The organism is Methylobacterium sp. WCS2018Hpa-22, from assembly GCF_031843785.1.
In the GTDB taxonomy this organism is placed as follows: Bacteria; Pseudomonadota; Alphaproteobacteria; order Rhizobiales; family Beijerinckiaceae; genus Methylobacterium.
The window spans coordinates 94580-116131 of sequence record NZ_JAVTJA010000012.1; the positions used below are offsets into that span (position 1 = coordinate 94580).

Annotated in this window: 20 protein-coding genes; 12 read left to right on the plus strand and 8 right to left on the minus strand. The window is 67.4% G+C overall.

The features are described from left to right. Window positions 1-65 precede the first annotated feature (65 nt). From RQI43_RS16775 to RQI43_RS16795, 5 genes are all read left to right on the plus strand, one after another. The gene (locus RQI43_RS16775; protein ID WP_056427959.1) at window positions 66-1250 is read left to right on the plus strand and encodes a GNAT family N-acetyltransferase; all 1185 of its coding nucleotides are present in this window, start codon (window positions 66-68) and stop codon (window positions 1248-1250) included. 656 nt (window positions 1251-1906) lie between these two features. Next, a complete protein-coding gene (locus RQI43_RS16780; RefSeq protein ID WP_056454015.1) occupies window positions 1907-2329 on the plus strand; it encodes a helix-turn-helix domain-containing protein in 423 nt (140 codons plus the stop codon). 138 nt (window positions 2330-2467) lie between these two features. Further along, window positions 2468-3646, plus strand: a complete 1179-nt coding sequence (gene metK, locus RQI43_RS16785; protein ID WP_311275885.1) for a methionine adenosyltransferase — start codon at window positions 2468-2470, stop codon at window positions 3644-3646. Window positions 3647-3649: 3 nt separating this feature from the next. Beyond that, window positions 3650-4387, plus strand: a complete 738-nt coding sequence (locus RQI43_RS16790) for a tRNA (guanine(46)-N(7))-methyltransferase TrmB (protein WP_311275886.1) — start codon at window positions 3650-3652, stop codon at window positions 4385-4387. 211 nt (window positions 4388-4598) lie between these two features. Continuing rightward, window positions 4599-6359 (plus strand): sensor histidine kinase, encoded by a 1761-nt coding sequence (locus RQI43_RS16795; RefSeq protein ID WP_405030644.1) that lies wholly within the window; start codon window positions 4599-4601, stop codon window positions 6357-6359. A gap of 7 nt (window positions 6360-6366) precedes the next feature. Here RQI43_RS16795 and RQI43_RS16800 read toward each other — a convergent pair whose 3' ends face one another. Further along, entirely contained in the window at window positions 6367-7332 is a 966-nt protein-coding gene (locus RQI43_RS16800) for a hypothetical protein (protein WP_311275888.1), read from the minus strand. A gap of 238 nt (window positions 7333-7570) precedes the next feature. Between RQI43_RS16800 and RQI43_RS16805 the strand changes: the two genes are divergently transcribed. Both RQI43_RS16805 and murJ read left to right on the plus strand, forming a co-directional pair. Continuing rightward, window positions 7571-8170 carry a superoxide dismutase gene (locus RQI43_RS16805; protein WP_018041792.1) on the plus strand — a complete coding sequence of 200 codons (600 nt, stop codon included), beginning with the start codon at window positions 7571-7573 and terminating at the stop codon, window positions 8168-8170. Between the two features lie 227 nt (window positions 8171-8397). Further along, window positions 8398-9927, plus strand: a complete 1530-nt coding sequence (gene murJ / locus RQI43_RS16810; RefSeq protein WP_311275889.1) for a murein biosynthesis integral membrane protein MurJ — start codon at window positions 8398-8400, stop codon at window positions 9925-9927. Window positions 9928-9937: 10 nt separating this feature from the next. Here the strand turns inward: murJ and RQI43_RS16815 are convergent, their stop codons facing one another. The 4 genes from RQI43_RS16815 to tlpA all read right to left on the minus strand — a co-directional run bounded on the left by RQI43_RS16815 (window position 9938) and on the right by tlpA (window position 14300). Beyond that, complete coding sequence (locus tag RQI43_RS16815) at window positions 9938-10222, minus strand: hypothetical protein (RefSeq protein ID WP_311275890.1); 285 nt, start codon at window positions 10220-10222, stop codon at window positions 9938-9940. Window positions 10223-10431: 209 nt separating this feature from the next. Then, window positions 10432-11598, minus strand: coding sequence for a YncE family protein (locus RQI43_RS16820; protein WP_311275891.1), 1167 nt, complete (start codon window positions 11596-11598; stop codon window positions 10432-10434). Between the two features lie 121 nt (window positions 11599-11719). Then, on the minus strand, window positions 11720-13408 hold the full coding sequence (locus tag RQI43_RS16825; protein ID WP_311275892.1) for a methyl-accepting chemotaxis protein: 1689 nt from the start codon (window positions 13406-13408) through the stop codon (window positions 11720-11722). A gap of 244 nt (window positions 13409-13652) precedes the next feature. Further along, window positions 13653-14300 (minus strand): thiol:disulfide interchange protein TlpA, encoded by a 648-nt coding sequence (tlpA, locus tag RQI43_RS16830; protein WP_056427988.1) that lies wholly within the window; start codon window positions 14298-14300, stop codon window positions 13653-13655. 54 nt (window positions 14301-14354) lie between these two features. Here tlpA and argH point away from each other — a divergent pair, with 54 nt between their 5' ends. The 3 genes from argH to RQI43_RS16845 all read left to right on the plus strand — a co-directional run bounded on the left by argH (window position 14355) and on the right by RQI43_RS16845 (window position 17054). Then, window positions 14355-15752 carry an argininosuccinate lyase gene (gene argH / locus RQI43_RS16835; RefSeq protein WP_311275893.1) on the plus strand — a complete coding sequence of 466 codons (1398 nt, stop codon included), beginning with the start codon at window positions 14355-14357 and terminating at the stop codon, window positions 15750-15752. A 117-nt stretch (window positions 15753-15869) separates the two neighbouring features. After that, entirely contained in the window at window positions 15870-16181 is a 312-nt protein-coding gene (locus tag RQI43_RS16840) for a hypothetical protein (RefSeq protein WP_311275894.1), read from the plus strand. A 207-nt stretch (window positions 16182-16388) separates the two neighbouring features. After that, complete coding sequence (locus tag RQI43_RS16845) at window positions 16389-17054, plus strand: hypothetical protein (protein ID WP_056427996.1); 666 nt, start codon at window positions 16389-16391, stop codon at window positions 17052-17054. A gap of 119 nt (window positions 17055-17173) precedes the next feature. Here the strand turns inward: RQI43_RS16845 and RQI43_RS16850 are convergent, their stop codons facing one another. Continuing rightward, window positions 17174-17749, minus strand: coding sequence for a sigma-70 family RNA polymerase sigma factor (locus tag RQI43_RS16850; RefSeq protein WP_207413911.1), 576 nt, complete (start codon window positions 17747-17749; stop codon window positions 17174-17176). Further along, the gene (locus RQI43_RS16855) at window positions 17749-18069 is read right to left on the minus strand and encodes a NepR family anti-sigma factor (RefSeq protein WP_311275895.1); all 321 of its coding nucleotides are present in this window, start codon (window positions 18067-18069) and stop codon (window positions 17749-17751) included. Before RQI43_RS16855 ends, RQI43_RS16850 begins: the two co-directional genes overlap by 1 nt. Window positions 18070-18520: 451 nt before the next feature. On the opposite strand from RQI43_RS16855, the gene RQI43_RS16860 reads away from it, so the two are divergent. Together RQI43_RS16860 and RQI43_RS16865 are read left to right on the plus strand one after the other, a co-directional pair. Next, a complete protein-coding gene (locus RQI43_RS16860) occupies window positions 18521-19651 on the plus strand; it encodes a mechanosensitive ion channel domain-containing protein (protein WP_311275896.1) in 1131 nt (376 codons plus the stop codon). Between the two features lie 106 nt (window positions 19652-19757). Further along, window positions 19758-20921: a dimethylmenaquinone methyltransferase gene (locus RQI43_RS16865; protein ID WP_311275897.1), complete on the plus strand. Its 1164-nt coding sequence runs from the start codon at window positions 19758-19760 to the stop codon at window positions 20919-20921. Between the two features lie 10 nt (window positions 20922-20931). On the opposite strand, the gene RQI43_RS16870 is transcribed toward RQI43_RS16865, so the two are convergent. Beyond that, window positions 20932-21489 (minus strand): TetR/AcrR family transcriptional regulator, encoded by a 558-nt coding sequence (locus RQI43_RS16870; RefSeq protein WP_311275898.1) that lies wholly within the window; start codon window positions 21487-21489, stop codon window positions 20932-20934. Window positions 21490-21552: the final 63 nt, after the last annotated feature.

The window sequence follows — 21552 nt, forward strand, 5'->3', positions numbered from 1 at the left end:
CGCGGCATGTCCGCCGCCCAGGCGGAAGCGGTCCGCCATACCACGATAGCCAGGACATCCCAGTCATGAGCGTGATACCGGAACGTCCCGCACCGACGCTCCCTGTCTCCGCCCGCCGCTACAGCGCCCGCCTGCATACGACGATGGCGACGGTCGCCGATCTCTGGAGCCGGCTAGAGACCGACGGGACTGCCACGGCCTATCAGCGTCTCGATTGGGCGACGGCGGTGGCGGAGCGTCTGAGCACCGAATCCAAGGCCGAGCCGATTATTGTCGAGGTGGTCGACGCCAACGGACATCCGGTCATGCTGGTCCCCCTGGCGCGCCTGCGCCGGCGCGGCCACCGCGCGATCACCTGGCTCGATCTCGGGGTCTGCGACTACGCGGCGCCGATCCTCGCCCCCGGGATCGACCTCTCCGCCGACGAGATGCCCCAGGCCTGGACGGCGATCCGGGACGTGCTTCCCCGGACCGACCTGATCCAGATCAGCCGGATCCCCGACGATGTGAATGGCCGGCCGAACCCGTTCGCCTTCCTGCCCGGCAACCGCCGGATGGACATGCAGGCCTCGGGCGTCGCCATCGAGGGCGATGCCGAGACGCTGCTGTCGCGCCTGTGTCGTCCCAGCACCCTGAAGGACATGGCCAAGCTGCGCCGCCGGCTGGAGCGTGCCGGCGCCGTCACCTTCGTGGAGGCGCGAAGCGCCGGCGAGGTCGACCGGATCTTCGATGCGCTGGTCGAGCAGCGCCGCTCGCGTTTCGCCGAGATCGGCCGGTTCAACCTTCTCTCCCGGCCCGATGTCGAAGCCTTCTACCGCGACGGCGCTCATCGGGGGCTGACCGGCGGACCGGTCCGCCTGTTCGGATTGGCGGTCGACGGAGAATGGATCGCCTGCGCCTACGGCCTCGTCCATGGCGGCACCTTCCATGGCATCCTCCTGACCATGGCGGGCGAGGCCTGGCGCAACACCTCACCGGGCCTCCACATCGTCGCGGAAACCCTGCGCTGGGCCCGCGCCGAGGGACTCGGCTATTTCGATTTCACGGTCGGCGTGATGCCCTACAAGTCGGATTTCGGGGTTCAGACCCGAGATCTGAGCGAGCTCTTCGAGGTCGTGACCCTGCGCGGCCATCTGGTGAAGCGCCTGATCGCGGGAACGGAAGCCTCGAAGATCTGGCTGCGGGGCCATCCGGAATGGTTTGCCCGCGCGCAGAAGGCGCGCCGGTGGCTCCGGCGCAAAGTCGCCTGAGGGGACCGGCCGGAAGCCGGCCGCCGGCGACGAGGGGTAAAGCCAGGCCTATCGCTTCGAGCGATTAGCCTGCTGCCCTCGTCCGTACCGGTTGGCCTACCCGCCCGATGATGCTAGGGGAACACGTGGTGAGTCTCCGTAGCTCAGCTGGACAGAGCACAGGTTTCCTAAACTTCAATTGGGCGCCGCGATGGGAAACCGCGCGGCGGATCCGCTCAAATTCGGGGAACGCCCAAGGCTGGCACGCGTGCTGGCACGGCCGATCCCGAGCCAAGCCCCGGACTCATCCGGGGAAGGTGTAGAGACTAGACGGGCGGCGCCTAAAGATCGCGACGGGTCAATCCCCACCGGTCCATGGCGAAGGGATAGTCCAGACCACGAACGCTCCTGCACGGAGCGGCGGCGGAAGCCGAAGTGGGATGAAACCTGGGGTCGCAGGTTCGAGACCTGCCGGGGACGCCACCTCTCCATTCTCGACGTATCGTCCATATCCTGGACAAGATGACGGCTCGGAATAGCACACCGCGCCGTGCTTTTTCGGGTTGGGTTGAACCTGCGAACGTGGAAGAAACAGTAGCTGCGAGCGCCCTGAGCGACGACGATCTGCCCAAGTGCACGGCTCGCGACAGGATTCATGAGACTGCACGGGATCCGACATGGCTGGACAAAAGACCGATGCACGCGATGTCCATGTCGGCCTGCGCATTTCCGAGCAGAGGAAGAAATCGGCCCTGACCCAGAAGCGCGTCGCCCAGAGCTTCGGCATGTCGGCAGCGCAGCTTCAAAAATACGAGAAGGGTATCAATCGCATCAGCGCGATCCATCTCGAGATTCTCAGCCGGATGACCGGTATGCCGATCGAATATTTCTTCGATGGCATGGAGCGCAGCGACGATGTTCCGGCTCAGGGGTTGAGCGAGGCACCGCAGCGGGCTTTCGTGAGGCAGGAGGGTCCGCAGGCCCAATGGGTCGGCCTCGTCGATGTCGTCGCCAAGCACGTGACGGAGCATTTCTCCGACGCCAGCCGCCGGGAATTCGCTGCCGCGATCCACGCCCTCGACGAGAAACTAAACGGCTGATCTAAAGTATGTTTTGTTCGTTTTAGCGGATACGTTCGGTTTGTCGTCTTGACCGGTCGAAGTGGGAGTGCCAGAAGCTCTCCGTTCCGAATACCGGGTCTAACGCTGCCGAGGCGAACCCGAAACCGGGGGGCCCAGATGCCGCGTTCCAACTACCTGTTCACCAGCGAGTCGGTCTCCGAAGGCCATCCGGACAAGGTCTGTGACCGGATCTCGGACACCATCGTCGATGCCTATCTGGCGGCGATGCCGGAGGCCCGCCTTGGGGTCGAGACCCTTGCCACCACCAACCGCATCGTCATCGCCGGCGAGGTGCGCGGACCGGATTCCGTGACCTTCGAGCACCTGGAGCACCTCACCCGCGAAGCGGTGAAGGACATCGGCTACGAGCAGTCGGGCTTCCACTGGAAGAACAACGACATCGCGATCCATCTGCACGCCCAGTCCGCCGATATCGCGCAGGGCGTGGATTCGTCCGGCAACAAGGACGAGGGCGCCGGCGACCAGGGCATCATGTTCGGCTACGCCTCGGACGAGACGCCCGAGCTGATGCCGGCGCCGATCTACTACGCCCACAAGATCCTCAAGGACCTCGCCGACGCCCGCAAGGCGAAGCAGGGTGACGCGGCCAAGCTCGGCCCCGATGCCAAGAGCCAGGTGACGGTGCGCTACCAGAACGGCCGCCCGGTCGGGATCACGCAGATCGTACTCTCCACCCAGCATCTCGACGAAACCCTCGATTCCGCCGACGTGCGCGACATCGTCGAGCCTTACATCCTGGCGGCCCTGCCCCAGGGCTGGGTCGGCGAAGAGACCGTCTGGCACGTCAATCCCACCGGAAAGTTCGTCATCGGCGGTCCCGACGGGGATGCGGGCCTCACCGGTCGCAAGATCATCGTCGACACCTATGGCGGCGCGGCACCGCACGGCGGCGGCGCCTTCTCGGGCAAGGATCCGACGAAGGTCGACCGTTCGGCGGCCTACGCCGCGCGCTACCTCGCCAAGAACGTGGTGGCCGCCGGTCTCGCCACTCGCGCCACGATCCAGCTCGCCTACGCCATCGGCGTAGCCAAGCCTCTCTCGATCTACGTGGACCTGCACGGCACTGGGACTGTGGACGAGGCCAAGCTCGAGACCGTGCTGATGGACGCTCTCGACCTCTCGCCCCGCGGCATCCGCATCGCACTCGGCCTCAACAAGCCGATCTATGCCCGCACTTCCGCCTACGGCCATTTCGGCCGCAAGCCCGAGGATGACGGCGGCTTCTCGTGGGAGCGCACCGACCTCGCCGACAAGCTCAAGTCGGCCCTGTCCTGACCCGTGACGTACGGGCGGGATGATCTCCCGCCCGACGAGGGCGGGGCCGGAGGCGAGGGCGCGGACCGCGCCTTCTACGGCCGGCGCAAAGGCAAGCGCCTGCGTGCCGGACAAGAGCAGCGGCTGGCCGAACTGCTGCCGCGCCTGCGCGTGGCGTTGCCGAAAGCAGGCGCGAGGCTCGATCTGCCCGCGCTCTTTCCAGATCCGGTCGACGAGGTCTGGCTGGAAATCGGGTTCGGCGGCGGCGAGCATCTCGCCGCCCAGGCCGCGCTTTACCCGCAGGTCGGCATCATCGGCGCGGAGCCTTTCGTCAACGGCGTCGTCAAGCTGCTGCGGGCCGTCGATGATGGCGACCTCGGCAATGTCCGGATCTGGGACGAGGATGCCACTCGGCTCCTCGCCGCCATTCCCGATGCGAGCCTCGCCCGCGTCTACCTGCTCTATCCCGATCCCTGGCCGAAGCGCCGCCAACGCAAGCGGCGGTTCGTCTCGGACGAGACACTGGCCGAGATTGCCCGGGTCCTGAAGCCCGGCGGCGTCTTCCGCTTCGCCAGCGACATCGACGATTATGCCGGCTGGACCCTGGTCCGCGCCGCGCGTTGCGACGCTCTCAGCTGGACCGCCGAAGCCGCCACCGACTGGAAACGCCCCTTCGCGGAATGGCCCGGCACCCGCTACGAAGCCAAGGCAATCGCGGCGGGCCGGGGCCCGACCTACCTGGAATTTCGTCGCGTCGGCTGATCGGTCGGGAGCGATGCGGCCGCGCCGAGCTCGGGCGCGATCGAAATTCGGCCACCGGTGACGGGTGCGCTCCGGCACAGCTTTTTCGTCGTAAGCCCTTGCGGCGCAGAGCGTTGCGTCTTCAGATACCGTGGCAACGAGCATCCGGGGCTACCGGAGCGAGTCTTGTGCCCCATACGAGTCCAGGGGCGCCGCCGAGTGAGGGTGCGGAGTGGGCAGCGGATCTGATCGAGGATCGCCAGTGCTTGGGGATGCGCGCTCCCCGGCCGACCCATATCGGCGCGGCTTCGAGGAGGCCGGGATCGGCCTGGTGATTGTCGATCACGCCACGAATCGCATCTACGATGCCAACCGGTTCCTGACTAACCTTCTGGGATACGAGACTGGAGACCTGGCAGGCCGGCCCGTCAGTGTGTTGGGCGACGATTCCGGCCTGCTCTCCGCCGGCATCCGGCGCTGGACCACCGAGAGCGGCACCCCCCTGGACGTCCGTATCCGGCCATCCTCAGCCACGAACGAGGGCGTCTTCCACACCTTCGTGGTGGAACGGGTCGATGCCGACGATATCGTGCGCTCGGAGGAGAACCGCGCCGCCCTTACCGCCGCCGGGCTCGGAGAATGGCGGATCGATTTGGCCGACGGGCTCCTCAGGGTGTCGCGGCGCGCGGCCCATATCCTCGGCTTCCCGCCCGGCACGTCGCTGACCTGGCCGCAGGTCGCCGAGCTGATGGACGCGCCCGAAGTGGAAAGAGTGAAGACGACCGTCCGCGCCGCGATGAGCGACGGCACTCCCTTCGCCATCGAAGCCCGCCTGCGTCGGGCGGGCGACGACGTCGAGATCCGGATCAGCGCCAGGGGGCAGGCGATCGGTGCCGTGGGCGGCCGGTCCGGAATCGTCGTCGGCGTACTGCAGGATGTGACGACGCGGGTGGAGGCGCGCGACGCCCTCCGCGAGAGCGAGGAGCGCCTGCGTATCGCCACGTCGCTGGCCGAACTCGGCATTTTCGAATGGCACATGCTGGACGACCAAGCCGTCTGGGAGAACGAGCGCATGTTCGCGATCTTCGGGCGACACCCCGAAGAGGGAGCTCTGGGCAAGCGCGAATTCCTCAGCACCGTCCTCCATCCTGATGACCGGCCCGCATTCCGCCAAGCGATCTCGACGGCTTTGCGCGAGGATTCCACGCTACAGGCCAGCGGCCGAATCCAGCGCGCGCATGACGGTGCGTGGCGCATCATCGACATGGCCGGGCGCTTCGAGAGCGATGCCCCCCATCGCCTTCCCCGCCGCCTCATCGGCGTCGTCGCCGACGTCACCGAGCGCAGGATCGCCGAGGAGCGGCAGGCGCTACTGATCCGTGAATTGCACCACCGGGTGAAGAACACGCTGGCGACCGTCCAGGCCATCGTCGGCTCGACCGCCCGCACCGCGTCGAGCATCGAGAGCTTCTACGAGGCTTTCGTGGGGCGGATCATGTCGCTGGCCCATACCCATTCGGTCCTCACCGAAGATACCTGGCAGACCGCGTCCCTGCGCAACCTTCTCGAGAACGAGCTCAGGCCCTATGGCGACGGTGCGTCGGACGGGCCGGGTACCAAGCGCATCGCACTCGACGGGCCGCCGGTGGACCTCGCCTCCGAGATCGCGGTCCCGATCGGCATGGCGATCCACGAGCTGACCACCAACGCGGCGAAACACGGCGCGCTCTCGACGCAGGAGGGACGGGTCGCCATCACCTGGAGCGTCATGGAGGATGCAGGCGGCAAGACGCTGCATCTCGAATGGTCGGAATCCGATGGGCCGCCGGTGCGGCCGCCGACCCGCCAGGGTTTCGGCTCACGCCTGCTACAGCGCGTGCTCACGGCCCAGGTCCGCGCCGACATCGCTGCGAGCTATCCGCCCGAAGGGTTCCGCCTGACCATGACGGCGCCGCTGCCCGCCCGGACCGAGGGGCTGAACCCCTTGGCCTGACCGGATGTCACGCCGCTCCGCGCGCAGCCCCGTCTTCGCCGCCCGCCTCGACGAAGGCCTTGAGCTCGTCGAGGGAATCGAAGGTGAACTGGCCGCGCGGCGTATCCGCCTCAATGGAGCCGTTCGAGTACATCACGTAGGTGTTGCCACCGGACGCGTAGGTGCCCACCACCGCAAGACCGCCCTTGGCGGGGCTCGCGGCCGGATCGGCTTCCTCGGGCGGCGGCGGCGGGGCGGGCACGGGCTCCGGCGCAGTCTCCGGCTCATCCACGACGGACGATCGCAGGCCCAGGGGCTCCTCCCGATCGGCCTCGCGGGGCGGCGATGGCGGCACTGCGACAGGCGCGGGGGATGCGTCCGCGACGATGGGCGCGGGCTCCGGTGCCGGAATGACCGTATCGACCATGGCCGTCGGCTTGACCGCCCGAGGTGGCTTGTTCGGCTTGATCCGGCGCGCCGGTGCGGACTCGGGCTCGACCGCGCGGATCGAATTCTGCCGGGCATCCTCTTCGGGGGGAGGCGGCGGTTCGGGCAGGAGATCCGGCAGGATGGGCGATGCCGGGTCGCTGCCGAGGGGCAATGCGGGCGCGGCCTCGTCGGCGAAATGGGGCGGCGATGGGAGCCTCGGCTCGGCGAGCCCCACCGCGCTCGGGCGCTGCCGCCCGGGGGAGACCGGCTCCTCCGCGCCATCGGCCGCGCCGAGCTCCGGCGGCTCGATCCGGCCCCGTGCCTCGAACACCGAAGGATCGACGCCGAGCCCGGCCGCCTGCTCCAAAAGGACCCGCTCCAGGCGCTTCAGGTAGGTGGCGACCACGGCAAGGCCGAGGAGGAGCGCGCCGGACGACGCCGTGGCGGCCCCCGCGATGGTCATCGTCCATCCGCTTTCCAGCCTGACATAGGGGAAGCCCTGGACGACGGAGGCGATGCCGCCGACGATCATGACGACGGCAAGCGCGAACAGCGCGAGGATCATGGAACTCTCTAAACAACGCCCGCACATCGGAAGTGCGGCGCACACAGTAAGGCCCGGCCCGGCTTTTGCAAAATCGATAAGCAGGGAGGTCCCCGCTCACCGTGCGATGCCGGACGCCCGTTGCCCTTGGCGGAGGAGCGACTTAGGTACGAACGCGTTGGCCGGATGACGGCGCGACCCTCGCATCCCTCGGAGCGAGACCCGCCATCCTGTGCCACCAGACCCGGGAGACCTGCCGATGACCTTCACCCTGCCCGAACTGCCCTACGCCTACGACGCGCTCGGCCCCTACATGTCGAAGGAGACCCTCGAGTTCCACCACGACAAGCACCACAAGGCCTATGTCGATACCGGCAACAAGCTGCTCGAAGGCACGGGTCTCGAAGGCAAGACCGTCGAGGAGATCGTCACGGCGTCCTACGGCACCAACCAGCCGCTGTTCAACAATGCCGGCCAGCACTTCAACCACCTCCATTTCTGGAACTGGATGAAGCCCAATGGCGGCGGCGCGGCCCCGGCGGCCCTGGCCGCGAAGATCGACGAGGATCTCGGCGGCTTCGACAAGTTCAAGGCGGACTTCATTCAGGCGGGTGTCAGCCAGTTCGGCTCGGGCTGGGCCTGGCTCGCGGTCAAGGACGGCAAGCTCGCGATCCTGAAGACCCCCAACGGCGAGAACCCGCTGGTCCACGGCGCCAAGCCGATCCTCGGCGTCGACGTGTGGGAGCACTCCTACTACATCGACTACCGCAACCGCCGTCCCGACTACCTCAAGGCGTTCATCGAGAACCTGGTGAACTGGGAATACGTCGAGAAGCTCTACGGCGAAGCGTCCAAGTAAGTCTTTTCGATTCCGGCGCCGCGGGACTCCCGATCCGCGGCGCCGTCGCGTCCGCCTTGTCGGACCCGCGTCCGATCCCTCTCCCCTCTGCGGGAGAGGGTGCCTGCGGAGCAGGCGGGTGAGGGGGCGGCCCCTCCGGATAACGCGCTCCCCTCTCCCGACCCGCTTCGCGGGCCACCCTCCCCCGCAAAGGGGGGAGGGATCGCGACGTCGAGGTCGATCCCATCATGATCCGCAGCATCCTCTCCGTCGGCGGCTGGACGCTGGTCTCCCGCGTCACCGGCTTTGCCCGCGACGTGGTGATGGCGGCCGTGCTCGGGGCGGGGCCGGTGGCAGACGCCTTCGTCGTCGCCTTCCGCCTGCCGAACCATTTCCGCGCCATCTTCGGCGAGGGGGCGTTCAACACCGCTTTCGTCCCGGCCTATGCCGGCCTTTCGGAGACCGGCGAGGAAGGCGCGGCCAGGCGCTTCGCCACCCGCGTCTTCACCCTTCTGCTACTGACGCAGATCGTGCTGCTCGCCCTCGCGTGGTCGGCGATGCCCTGGGTGGTGCGGGCCCTGGCGCCGGGCTTCTCGGACGATCCCCTGCGCTTCGATCTCGCCGTCGCGCTGACGCGGATCACCTTTCCCTATCTCCTGTTCATCACCCTGGTGACCCTGCTGTCGGGCATCCTCAATGCCCATCGCCGCTTCGCCGTGGCGGCGGGAGCGCCGGTTCTCCTCAACCTGTCGATGCTGGTGGCCCTGGCGCTGGCGGGGTTCTTCCCGAACGCCGCCTATGCCGCCGCCTGGGGCGTCTCCGTCTCGGGCGTGCTGCAATTCGGCCTCGTCTGGCTCGCCTGCCGGCGCGCGGGCATCGCGCCGGAATTGGGGAGGCCGACCTTGCGCGATCCGGCGATGACGCGGTTCTTCAAGGTGCTCGGTCCGGCGGTGATCGGCGCGGCCGGCTTCCAGATCGCCTCCTTCGCCGACACGATCATCGCGAGTTTCCTGCCCACTGGAGCGGTCTCGGCCCTCTACTACGCCGACCGGCTGTACCAGCTGCCCTTCGGCGTCATCGCCATCGCGGCGGGAACGGTGCTGCTTCCGGAGATGAGCCGGCGGATCGCCAAGGGCGACGTTGCGGGGGCGCATGCGGCGCAGAACCGGGCGGCGGGCTTCTCGCTGGCCCTGTCGGCCCCCTTCACCATCGCCTTCCTCACCCTGCCGGGCCTGATGATGACGGCGCTGTTCCAGCGCGGAGCGTTCAGCGCCGAGGATGCCGCCCGCGCCGCTTCGGTACTCGCCGCCTACGGCCTCGCCCTGCCCGCCGTGGTGCTGGTGCGCAGCGCGGTGGCGAGTTTCTACGCACGCCAGGACACGATGACGCCGCTCATCGCCTCGCTCGCCTCCATCGCCCTCAACGTCGCGCTCAAGATCGTGCTCACCGGCCCCTACGGCGTGACCGGACTGGCGCTCGCCACCGCCATCGGCCAATGGCTGAACCTTGCGCTCCTCGTGGGGCTTGCCTGGCGCCGGGGTTGGACGGCACCAAGCCGGGGCCTCGGCATCACAATGATCGGCGTGGTCGTCGCCTGCGCCGCCCTCGCCGCCACGGCGATCTACGGCCTGCCGATTGTGGAACGGTCGTTACCGGCCCTGCCGCATTTCCGCGAGATCGTGGTGCTCGGGCTTCTCGGGCTCGTCGGTGCCCTCGTCTACGCCGCCTTGCTGCTGGGAACCCTACGGGCCTTCGGCCTGCGCCTGCGCCGGGCCTGATCCTCTCGGATCAACAGCCCCGGCAGATCCCGTTCAGGACGCGGTCCAACTGCTTCTGCCGGTCGGTCCGCTCGTTCGGATCGACGATGGGGGCGCCGGCCGCACCCGGCGGAACGGTCTGGCCCGTGGTCGACGTATGAGGCGCCGTGACGGTGGTTTCAGGTCCGCCCCCCGTTCCGGTGACGGCGGCCCGTGCTCCAGACAGGCCGACAAGGAACGACAGACCGAGAGCAACGGCGATGATGCGACCGTGACGTCTCGATCGCTCTGAACCCTCGTATCGATCTCGCATCATTCCTCCCCGCATCGTGTCGGCGGCGTGCCAGCACAGCCTGTGCTTTCGGCTTGCGCGCCTCTCTCTGTATCGAACCCGAAAAACCGGTGACAAATCAGACGGGTTCCAGAATTAAATCACCGGCGATACGGGGATTAATCTCGTCCGACCGGCTGGTTCTCCGTATCGGGTCGCGCAGGCAAGGTGAGCCGCACACGGCAGTCCCGGTGTTACTGTCCGGCCCGCCCCCGCATCGAGGCCGGTTGGCCGGGAAGACTCAGCCTGAACCCCGTATCGTGAACCGCATCTCCGTCGATGCGGTAGACGCCGATGGTTCGGTCCACGTAATTGCCGATATAGATATGCAATCCCGATGGACTGAAGGCGATGCCTTGCGTCACCGCCCCCGCCTCGGCCTCTCCCGTGCGGCGGACGAGCCCCGACGGATCGATGGTGAGCAGCGCCACCGCCCCGGTCGGGGTGTAGCCGGGGCCGCTCGCCGGAGCGCTCGATCCGCGCACCACGGCCACCGCCGCGTGCCGGCCATCGGGCGAGATCGTCAGGGTTTCGGGCGTATCGCCGATGCCGAGGTGATCGGTCACCACCGGGCGTGGCGCATCGGCTCGGATCACGCTGACGCTGTCGGCGTGCCCGTCGCTGGGCTCGGGGCCGGTATTGGCGGCGAGCGCCAAACGCCCGTCGGGCGTGACCTCCAGGCCATAGATGCCGGCACCGACGGGAAGGTCGAGGGCCGAATCGTAGGTGGCTTTGGCGCCGTCGAGGGCGAGGACACCCACCTTGGCGGCCTTGTTCTTGGCCACGAACGCGCGGCGCCCGTCCGGGGCGATGGCCAAAGCCGCCGCCTCGTCGCCCACATCCACGGTGGAGGCCACCCGCACGCTGGTGCCCGTAATGGCGAGGATCGTGACGCTGCGGCCCTCGCGGTTGGCCACGAAGGCGACATCGCCTGTTCGCGCGATGGCGAGGCCCGAGGGCTGGCGCCCGACGCGGATGGTCTCCACCAGACGCGGCGGGTTCGCGAGGAGGTCGATCACGTGGAGCCGGTCGTCCGCCTGCGCGTACCAGGCCTCGCCCTCCTGCCGCATGAGAACCGAACTCGCCATCAGCCCGAGCCGTCCGTCCGGGGTGATCTGCAGGTTGGTGGGCGGCCCGTAGACGGAATTGTCGAGAGGCAGGACATGGGCGAGGCGGGGGCGGGCCTCGTCGCTCACATCGACGATGGCCAGCGCATCGCGTCCATTGGGGCCGTTCCGGCCGCCTTCGGGCAGGAAGAAGGTTTTTCCATCGAGGCCGACGAGGAGATAGGCCGGCGCCTCGGCGGCGCAGGCGGGCGTGAGGCCGAGGAGCCCCGCCATGAAGATTCCGACGAGGCGCATCGTTCTCACTCCCAGCCGTCGCGGACGAGAGCCGCCGTGCCACCGCACCTGCCGATCCCGATGCGACGAAGGCATAATGATCCAGGACCGGAAAGGTTTGCGGCGGATCAGGCGCCCGCTGTCATGCGGCCCGGACCGTGGAGAGGAATTGCGACATCGCGGTATCGAGCTGGTTGAACTGCAGTGACAATTCCGAGGCCGAGGCGAGAACCTGGGCCGAGGCGGCCCCCGTCTCCTCGGCGGCCGAGGCCACGGCACTGACGTTGTGGGTGACCTCCCTGGTCCCGGCCGAGGCTTCGGTGACGTTGCGGACGATCTCCTGGGTCGCCGCACCCTGCTCCTCCACGGCCGCAGCGATGGAAGCGGACACGTCGTCGATCTCACGGATGCGCTGGGTGATGCCGGCAATCGCCGAGACCGCCATGCCGGTGGAAGCCTGGACGCGTGCAATCTGGCCGGTGATCTCCTCGGTGGCCTTGGCGGTCTGGTTCGCCAGTGCCTTCACTTCTGAGGCGACCACCGCAAAGCCCCTCCCCGCCTCGCCCGCGCGCGCAGCCTCGATGGTGGCATTCAGCGCGAGCAGATTGGTCTGGCCCGCGATCGTCGAGATCAGGGACACCACATCGCCGATGCGGGCGGTGGACTCGCTGAGATCGCGAACGAGCGCGGCGGTCTCGGCCGCTTCGCTGACGGCACGCTGGGACAGGCTGGCGGAGCCTTGCATCTGGCGGCCGATCTCCTGGACCGACGAGCCGAGCTCCTCGGCGGCGGAGGCCACCGTGGTGACGTTGGCGGCGGCCGTGTCCGCCGCGGCCGCGGCATTACCGGAGCGTCGGGCGGTCATCGTGGCCGTGGCACTCATGCTGCCCGCCGTGGCCTGCAACTCCGTGGCGGCGGCGCTGACCTGAGTGGCGATGCCGCCGACCGCGGCCTCGAACCGATCGGCCATGTCGAGCATGACCGCCCTGCGCTGGGCCTCGGCGCCGGCGCGCGCGGCTTCGGTCTCCGCCTCCAGGGCACGGGTGCGGATGATGTTGTCCTTGAACACCAGGACAGATTTTGCCATCGCGCCCACTTCGTCCATGCGATCGACGCCGGGGACGTCGATGTCCGTGCCCCCCCGAGCGAGAACATCCATTGCCGAGGTCATCCGGCGCAGGGGGCGGATCACGGTGATAACCAGCATGATGGCGGCCCCCGAGGCCATGAGTGCGGCGATGGCGACGAGGACGATGGTCGCCATCACGGCACCGTCATAAGCCGTCTGCGCATGAGTGCCGCTCTCGCGCGCGGCGCGCGCTTCGTAGGTGACGAGCTTCTGAAGCTCGGCCAGCACCGCGCTCATACCCGTCGACATGGTCGTGTTGTAGGTGCGCTGGGCCTCGGCCAGGTTCCCGGTTTGCGCCTGCATGATGATGGTGTCCTGCAACGTCGAGTAAGCGACCCATTGAGTCTCGAACGCCTTGTACAGCGCCCTCTCCTCGTCCGTGTCCAAGCGAGGCATGTAGGCGGCCTGGACGTCGCGCATCTCATCGGCACGCAGTTTGACCGTGGCGGCAGCGCTGGCGCGTAGCTCTGGCGTATCTGCATTGATCAGACGCCCGCCGCTCACCCGCTGCCGCAGGGCAAGAACCTGGATCTTGCCGAGCATCTCGGTGTTCGGCAGGTGATCGTCCCGAATTTCCCGCCCGATATCGTTGACTGAGTGAAGGAAATATAGTGATGCCCCTGCGAGCAAAAGGGATAATAAAAATATAACCCCGAAGCTGGCTACAAGCCTTGTCTGAACGGATACCGATCTCAACAACATCGCAGCAGCGCCCTTGAAATTCTCGATTCTAGGGAACACTGAGCTTATTAACATACCGTAACTCCAGTAATCACCGATCGCCCCTTCGCCACCAGTGATTGCTTGGTCGTTCAATGTCCGTTCTTGGATTGAACGGGGCCGAGGCTGCAGGGAGCCAACACTGATAAGAGCGGAGCATCAGCCGACGTCATGATCGGGCGCTCAGTTCGGTCTCACCTCGGCCTTGTCTCATCTCGGCCTGAGTTCAATCCGGCGCGCGGCCGAGCGCCCTGCGTATCAGCCGCTTGGCATCCTCGCTGCCCCAATCGGCCGGTCCTTTCATCACGCCGAGGATACAGCCCTTGGCGTCCACCAGCATCGTCGTGGGCAGGCCGAGCGAACCGGTCGCCTTCTGCATGGCCGGCAGCACCCGCCCGCCGGGATCGGCATAGTAAGCGAGGTTCGTGATCCCATTCTCCTTCAGCCATTGCGGCGGCTTCTCGAGATTGCGCGTGTCCACGTTGATCGCCGCGACGGTGAAGTCCGTCCCCCCCAGCATCTGCTCGAGCCGGTCGAGGGCCGGCATCTCGGCCTTGCAGGGCGCGCACCATGTCGCCCACAGATTCACCAGCGCGAGCCGCCCCTGCAACTGGGCGAGCGTCCGGTCGGCGCCGTCCGGCCCCTTGAACACGAGGTCCGGCGCGGCGCGCGGAACCTTGGAGACTTCCATGGCCGCCACCTCGCCACGGGCATGGGGCGCGATGCGCGCGATCGTCTCCACGGCACCACGGCACGGTTCTGCCACCGCCTCGCTGTTGCCGCCGGTCGGACGCGTCCCGTATACGGCGAGACCGCCCGCGATCAGGACGGCGACGACGGCTCCCGCAGCCAGGGTCGCCTTGGCTCCGGGCATCATCGTTGCGTCGCCCGACGGGTGGATGGGGCGGCCGAGAGGAACAGTGTCGACATGAGCAACCGGATGTGGGGCGGGCGCTTCGCGAGCGGCCCCGCCGAGATCATGGAGGAGATCAACGCCTCCATCGGATTCGACAAGCGCCTCGCACCCCAGGACATCCGCGGCTCGCTGGCGCATGTGGCGATGCTGGGCAAGGCGGGCATCCTGCCATTGGCCGATGTGGCAGCGATCGAGGACGGTCTCAAGGCCGTGCGCGCGGAAATCGAGGGCGGCGGCTTCGTCTTCAAGCGCGAGCTCGAGGACATCCACATGTCGGTCGAGAGCCGGCTCACCGAGATCGTCGGCCCCGCGGCCGGGCGCCTGCACACGGCCCGCTCGCGCAACGACCAAGTCGCCACTGACATGAAGCTCTGGGTGCGCGACACCCTCGACAACCTTGACGAGCAGGCCACCGGCCTGCAGCGGGCTCTGGCCGAGAAGGCGCTGGCGCACGCCGCTACGGTGATGCCGGGATTCACCCATCTGCAATCGGCCCAGCCCGTCACGTTCGGGCACCATTGCCTGGCCTATGTGGAGATGCTGGCCCGCGACCGTGGCCGGTTCCGCGATGCCCGCGCGCGGCTCAACGAGTGCCCGCTCGGAGCCGCGGCGCTGGCCGGCACCTCCTTCCCCATCGACCGGCACGCCACGGCGGCGGCGCTCGGGTTCGACCGGCCCACCGCCAACTCCCTCGACTCGGTAGCCGACCGCGACTTCGCCCTGGAATCGCTCTCCGCCGCCTCGATCTGCGCCGTGCACCTGTCGCGCTTCGCCGAGGAACTCGTGGTCTGGACCTCGGCCCAGTTCAACTTCGTGAAATTGTCGGACGGCTACACGACCGGCTCGTCGATCATGCCACAGAAGCGCAACCCAGATGCGGCCGAGCTCGTCCGCGCCAAGTCCGGCCGCGTCATCGGCGCGCTGACCGGCCTGCTCATCGTGATGAAGGGCCTGCCGCTGGCCTATTCGAAGGACATGCAGGAGGACAAGGAAGGCACGTTCGACGCGCTGCAGGCGCTCTCCCTGTGTCTGGCCGCCATGACCGGCATGGTCCGCGACCTGGAGCCCAATGCCGAGGTGCTCGCCCGCGCCGCCGGCTCCGGCTACGCCACCGCCACGGACCTCGCCGATTGGCTGGTGCGCGAACTCGGCCTGCCGTTCCGCGAGGCGCATCACGTCACCGGCCGCCTCGTCGGCGCTGCATCCGCCAAGGGGATCGGGCTGGAGGAATTGGCGTTGTCCGAGATGCAGGCAGCCGAGCCGAGGATCACCGATGCGGTCTATGCGGTGCTGGGCGTGGAAAACTCCGTTTCCAGCCGCACCAGCTATGGCGGCACCGCGCCGGACAACGTGAGGACGCAGGCCACACGCTGGCTGGCGCTGCTCGACGCGCCAGCCGCGACAGCGTGATTCACAGGGCGACAAAAAAGCTCGGCCGGAGCGGATGCGTTCACGGTCGAGCTATGTGATCCTGCCTAAAGCTCGGACCCACGCACGCCGGAGATGTCGATGCCCGTCGAGAGTTGGATGAATCCCGAAGACACCGCCGCCCTCGCGGCGGAAGCCACCACGCTGATCGATACCGTTCTGGCCCGCCTGCCTGAGGCGGATCGGGCTGCGTTCTGGGCATCGATCCGCAAATGCTACAACACGCCCTACAACGACCCGAAGCCCCGCGCCCTGCCCGTCCGCGACGTGATGGAAGCCAATGCCACCGCACCGCATATGGCAGCCTCGATCGCCGATCTGTCGGCCATCGCCGAGCCGCCGCGGGTGGAGATGGCAATGGGCGCCATCCTCGCGGGACCGACCTTCGCACCGGAGGCGCACCCGGCCTGAATCGTCCCAACGCGCCGACCCCATTCGCGCGGAGCTGCCGGTCGATCCGGCCCGGCGTGAACGACTGATGGCGTCTCGCCGCAATTCCGCACAATTTTACAGCCTGTGTCGGGACAGCCGCTTTGGCTGCCAGTCCGTCCTTCGCGGCGCAGATTTGCCCTCCACGCTGTCGGCGGGCCTTCTTTCGTATTCGAGAACCTGAACACGATGCAGCATCCTCTCCGCCGCCTCCTCGCCGTCAGCGCCTCGGCGGCTGTCCTGGCGACCCTCGGCCCGGCCTCTCTCACCGCTCCCTCGCCGGCACTGGCGCAGCAGGAGGCCGCCACCGCAGCCGAGGCTCCGGCCAAATCACGGGGGCGCGGGCGAGAGAAGAAGAAAGCGGTCAGCGCGCCGGGCATGCAGCAGGCGACGCCGGTCGCCATCTTCGGGGACTGGAACGTCTTCGCCAACGGCCAGGGCAAATCACGCACCTGCTACGCCATCGCTCAACCCCAGGCCCGCACACCGAAAACGCTCAAACGCGACACCGCCTACTTGTTCGTCACCATCCGCAAGGGTGACAACGTGCAGAACGAGGTCGCGGTCATGTTCGGCTTCCCGCCCAAGCCGGCCGCCAGCCAGGCAAAGGCCAATGCCACGGCCGCCTCCGATCCGATCCTCAGCCTCGGCAGTTCGCAATACGGCTTGGTCGTGAAGGACGAGAATGCCTGGCTTCAGAACCCGTCCGAAGAGGCCCGCCTCGTCGGCGAGATGGCCAAACTGGCCAAGGTTCAGGTCAAGACGACGTCCATGCGCGGCACCTCCACCAGCGACGAATACGCGTTGGCGGGCTTCGGTGACGCGATGAAGCGCGCCCGCGAGGAATGCAAGTAAGACCAAGCCTCAACGAGGCGCGCGAGTGTCCACTGCCGCTCACTCGCGCAGCCGGGCCTCGATGAGAAGACGTCATCGAGGCCCGCTATCAGGAACCGCGTTTTGCGGCGCGGGCAGGATCAGGCACCGCCCAAGGCCGCCCGTGTGAGTGCGTCGGCCCCGATATCCTCGGTGCCGTTCATGCCCAGTGTTTCGATCAGCCGGCCACGGGCGCGGCTGACACGGCTTTTCATCGTTCCCACGGCGACACCGCAGATCTCGGCGGCCTCCTCGTAGGTGAAGCTCTGCGCGCCGACGAGGACGAGGGCCTCGCGCTGGCTCAGCGGCAGCAGGTCGAGGGCGGCCTGGAACTCCCGCATCTCCACCCGGATCTCCTGCTCGGGCAGGCTGGTGAGCCGCGCGGCATGGACGCCGTCGGCATCCTCCACCTCGCGCTTGCGCTTGCGTTGCTCGGAATAGAACAGGTTGCGCAGGATGGTGAACAGCCAGGCCGTCAGGTTCGTGCCCCGCGTGAAGCTGTCCGCCTTGGTCCAGGCACGGACCAGCGTGTCTTGAACGAGGTCGTCGCTGCGATCGAGATCGTAGGTCAACGAATAGGCGAACGCTCTCAGGGCCGGAATCGCACCGAGCAGAAGCTCACGCATCTCGGTATCGGCGCCCGAGGGCGTACCGACGGGATGGGTATGGCAGCTCATCATGAGGTCTCCCGCGAAGCAGGCTTGGCCGCGAGTTCGGCGAGAAGGGTCTCGAAACGGTCGGGGAGCGGCAGATCCAGGACGTTGCCGTAGAGAATGCGGAGGTTTCGGCCGATCCGGCGCCGGGACTCCGTGTCCATGCCGGCTCGGTCCATGCCCGATCGGTCCATGCCGACTTGTGCGACGCCCAGACCGGGGCCGGCCATGGCTTCCGCTTCCGCAGACGACGCTTCGCCGCCGCAGGCGTGGTCACGGGGGACCCGTTTCCCCACGTCCAGCACCTCGAAAGGGCTGTGGATATCGCTGGCGTCGATCGTCATGGTTCTCCACCGTTATGTCGGTGTCGGTCCTAGTGACGAGCGCTTTAACGCGTTCTGAAAAATGTATTCAGAAACCTTTAAGCTTGTAAAAGCAGCGTCTCTCGCGCGATTCGATGTGTTGAAAGACATCTTATGCGGAAGCACAGCCAGATCAAGCTGAGCCGTAGATCCACACTACATTTACAAATCTGGATGGATGCTGAACGAGAACGGTTCCCCGCGCGGGGATGATGAAGGCCGGACCGACCGATTCACGAATCCTAACGGTTTTATGCGCCTCGACGCGGCGCGTAGGGACATCGATCGCGCCGCCTGAAATCGAGCGGAAATATGAATTTCCGGCCTCGAATGTCCCTTCGGTATCGCACGGTTGTGCACCGCACGGGGCTGCCCGTGCGGCGCGGAACCGCCATCCAACGGGATCATTGGCCCTGCTGATACAGGAGGTCCGATGCCGATCATCCAATCGCTCGCAGGCGATGCGATCCGCTGGCTCACTTGGCTGCCCTGGTGGACGCAGACCCTCGCTCTCGTCGCCGGGTGCTGTGCCGTGGTCCTCCCGCTGCATGGCGTGGTGTTCCGCGCCATGCAGCGCGCGGTGGCGGATCGGAGCCTGTTCTGGCGCTCCCTGGTCTCGCGGACGCATGGGCCGAGCCGTCTCGCGCTGCTGATCGTTTCCGTCACGGCGGCGTCGTCTGCCGCACCCCTCTCATGGGACGTGCGGATCGTCCTCAACCAGATCCTCGTCGTCGCGCTCGTGGCGCTGGCCGGCTGGTGCTGCGCCACCGCGCTGCATATCGCGACGGTGATCTACCTGCGCCGGTTCAAGCTCGACGCGGAGGACAACCTTCTTGCGCGCAAGCACTTCACCCAGATGCGAATTCTGGAACGCGCCGGCGTGACGCTCGTCGCGCTGCTGACCATCTCCATCGCGCTGATGACCTTCGAGCCGGTCCGGCAGTACGGCGTCAGCCTGCTCGCCTCGGCCGGGGCGGCGGGGCTGATCCTGGGTCTCGCAATGCAGCCCGTCCTCTCGAACCTCGTGGCGGGCATCCAGATCGCGATCACGCAGCCGATCCGAATCGAGGATGCGGTGATCGTGGAGAACGAGTGGGGCTGGGTCGAGGAGATCAACTCCACCTATGTGGTCATCCGGCTCTGGGACTGGCGCCGCCTCGTCCTGCCGCTGACCTACTTCATCCAGAAGCCCTTCCAGAACTGGACCCGCGAGGGCGCCTCGCTCATCGGCAGCGTCTTCCTCTATGTCGATCACCGCGCGCCGGTGGAGGCGATGCGGGCGAAGCTTTCCGAGATCGCGGCGCAGTCGCGTCTTTGGGACCGCAACGTCGTCAATCTCCAGGTCTCGGACGCCAGGGAGAGCGTCATCGAGATCCGCATGCTGGTGAGCGCCCGCAACGCTCCGCAGGCATGGGACCTGCGCTGCGAGGTGCGCGAGAAGATGATCTTCTTCCTGCAGACGGAATATCCCGGTGCCCTGCCGCGCCAGCGGGCGGAATGGATGCAGGCGGAGGCCGCGCCCCTCGCCCGGCAGGAGCCGGAAATTCCGCGCCGCGCGGCGTAACCCGCCGCCGCCGGGGAATTTTACCCGATCCCCGGTGGTATGGCTCGCCGAGCCCGCCCGTCTGGCCCATAAGGCGAGCGGAAGACCCGAGCCACGAGGACGAACCTTGACCGTCACCCAGCTGACCCACCACGACCTCGACGGCTACGGAGCCTCGACCATCGTCGGTGCCTTCCTCGACGTGTCGCGGATCGTCCATATCCCGCGCTATGCCGATGTCGGCCCGGTGGTCGACGCGGAATTGAAGCGGCTCTCCCGCGCCCAGGCGCCCGAATGCCTGATCATGACGGATCTCGGCCTGGAGGCCGTGGCCGTCACCTTCATCACCCGGTTCACTTCCATGAACCTGCGTCGCGACGAGGCCGCGCGGCACCGGCTGATCGTGCTCGACCACCATGCCTCCTCCCTCGACCAGCTGCGCGACCAGGGCCTCACCCTCGCGCCCGTGCCGGAGAGACCCGGCCTCACCAAGGTCGAACTCTCCGACCCGAACGTGATCGTCCTCATCGACGAGGACCGCTGTGCCACCCGCCTCGCCTACGAGCATCGGGAGCTCTACGCCTCGCGTGAGGTGGAGGCCGGGACGACCGAGGAACTCGAGACGCTTGTCGCCGCCGTCGACGCCCTCGATCTATGGAAGAAGGAGCGCCCGACCTTCCGGGGCGGCCTCGCCCTGGATGAGATCTTCTGGGACAACGTCGCGACCCTGATCCCGGTGGGCCATCCCTGGCATGACCGCTTCATCAGCGCGCTGCTGCGGGCGGTCTCAGCCCTGTTGCGCGAGGGGGCATCGCCGGCCCGCGTCGAGGCCGAGATCGCCGCGACCCGGCGTCGCCTCGTGGATACGCTCCTGGCCGACGAGCCTCAGGACGACCCGACCCTCACCACCCGCATGCGGATGGCCAGGGCGCTCGCCCGGTCGGATGCCCTGTTCCAGCGACTCTCGGATGGGACGATGCTGTCCTTCGGCCTCGATTCGGGCATGTTCCAGCGCGTGTCCGACCTCGTGATGGAGAGCGGCAGGGCGACCCGCGTCGTCAATGTCCAGCGCACGGGCTCGCTGTCGTTCCGCTCGAACAACGAAACGGCGCTGGACGGTGCGCGCAAGTTCCGTGGCGGTGGCCACAAGGATGCGGCCGGCGGCAAGCTGAATGCCGGATCGGCCTTCTCCCTGGCCGATGCCGTCTCCCAGGTGGAGCCGGTGCTCAACCCGCCCCAGCCCGATCCGGCCTCTAGCCCCTTCGCGGCGCTCAAGGCCTGGAAGGGCTGAACCTCGCTCCTCAGCCGACCTTGCCCGTGGTCAGGACGCCGCGGGCCGCCGCCAGCACCTCCTCGCTGAGCTCATCGTCGTCGATGGCGCGGGCCAGGGCGACGGCTCCGATCATGAGCGACAGGCTCGCCAAGGCCCGCTGGCGCCGCCGCTTCGCCAGGGCCGCGGGAAGCAGGCCGGTCATGCGCTCGATCAGGTCTCGGGCCCCGTGAAGGAACCGCGCCCGCAGCGGAGAACCCGGCGCTTCACGCGACACGTCATTGGCCAGACACGCCAGTGGACAGCCGAGGCCCGGGTTCCGAACGTGGCCGAGAGTCAGGTAACCCGCCATCCATCCGTCGAGATCGTCAGGGCGCCAGTTCTGGTTGGCGGCCAAGTCGAAAGCCTCGACCGCCAGCGCCTCCTTGCTGGCGAACTGGCCATAGAAACCGCCATGCGTCAGGCCCGCCGAGGCCATGATGTCGGCGACGCCGACGCCATGCAGTCCGCGCTCGCGGAACATGGCCGCGGCGACCTCGACCACCCGTTGCCGGTTCAGCTTGGCCTGCGCCTGTGAAACCTTTGGCACGGTGAGATCCTCCTGCTTGACCTCCTAATATATAGATGATCGGCCTCATGCAAAAGGGGGCAT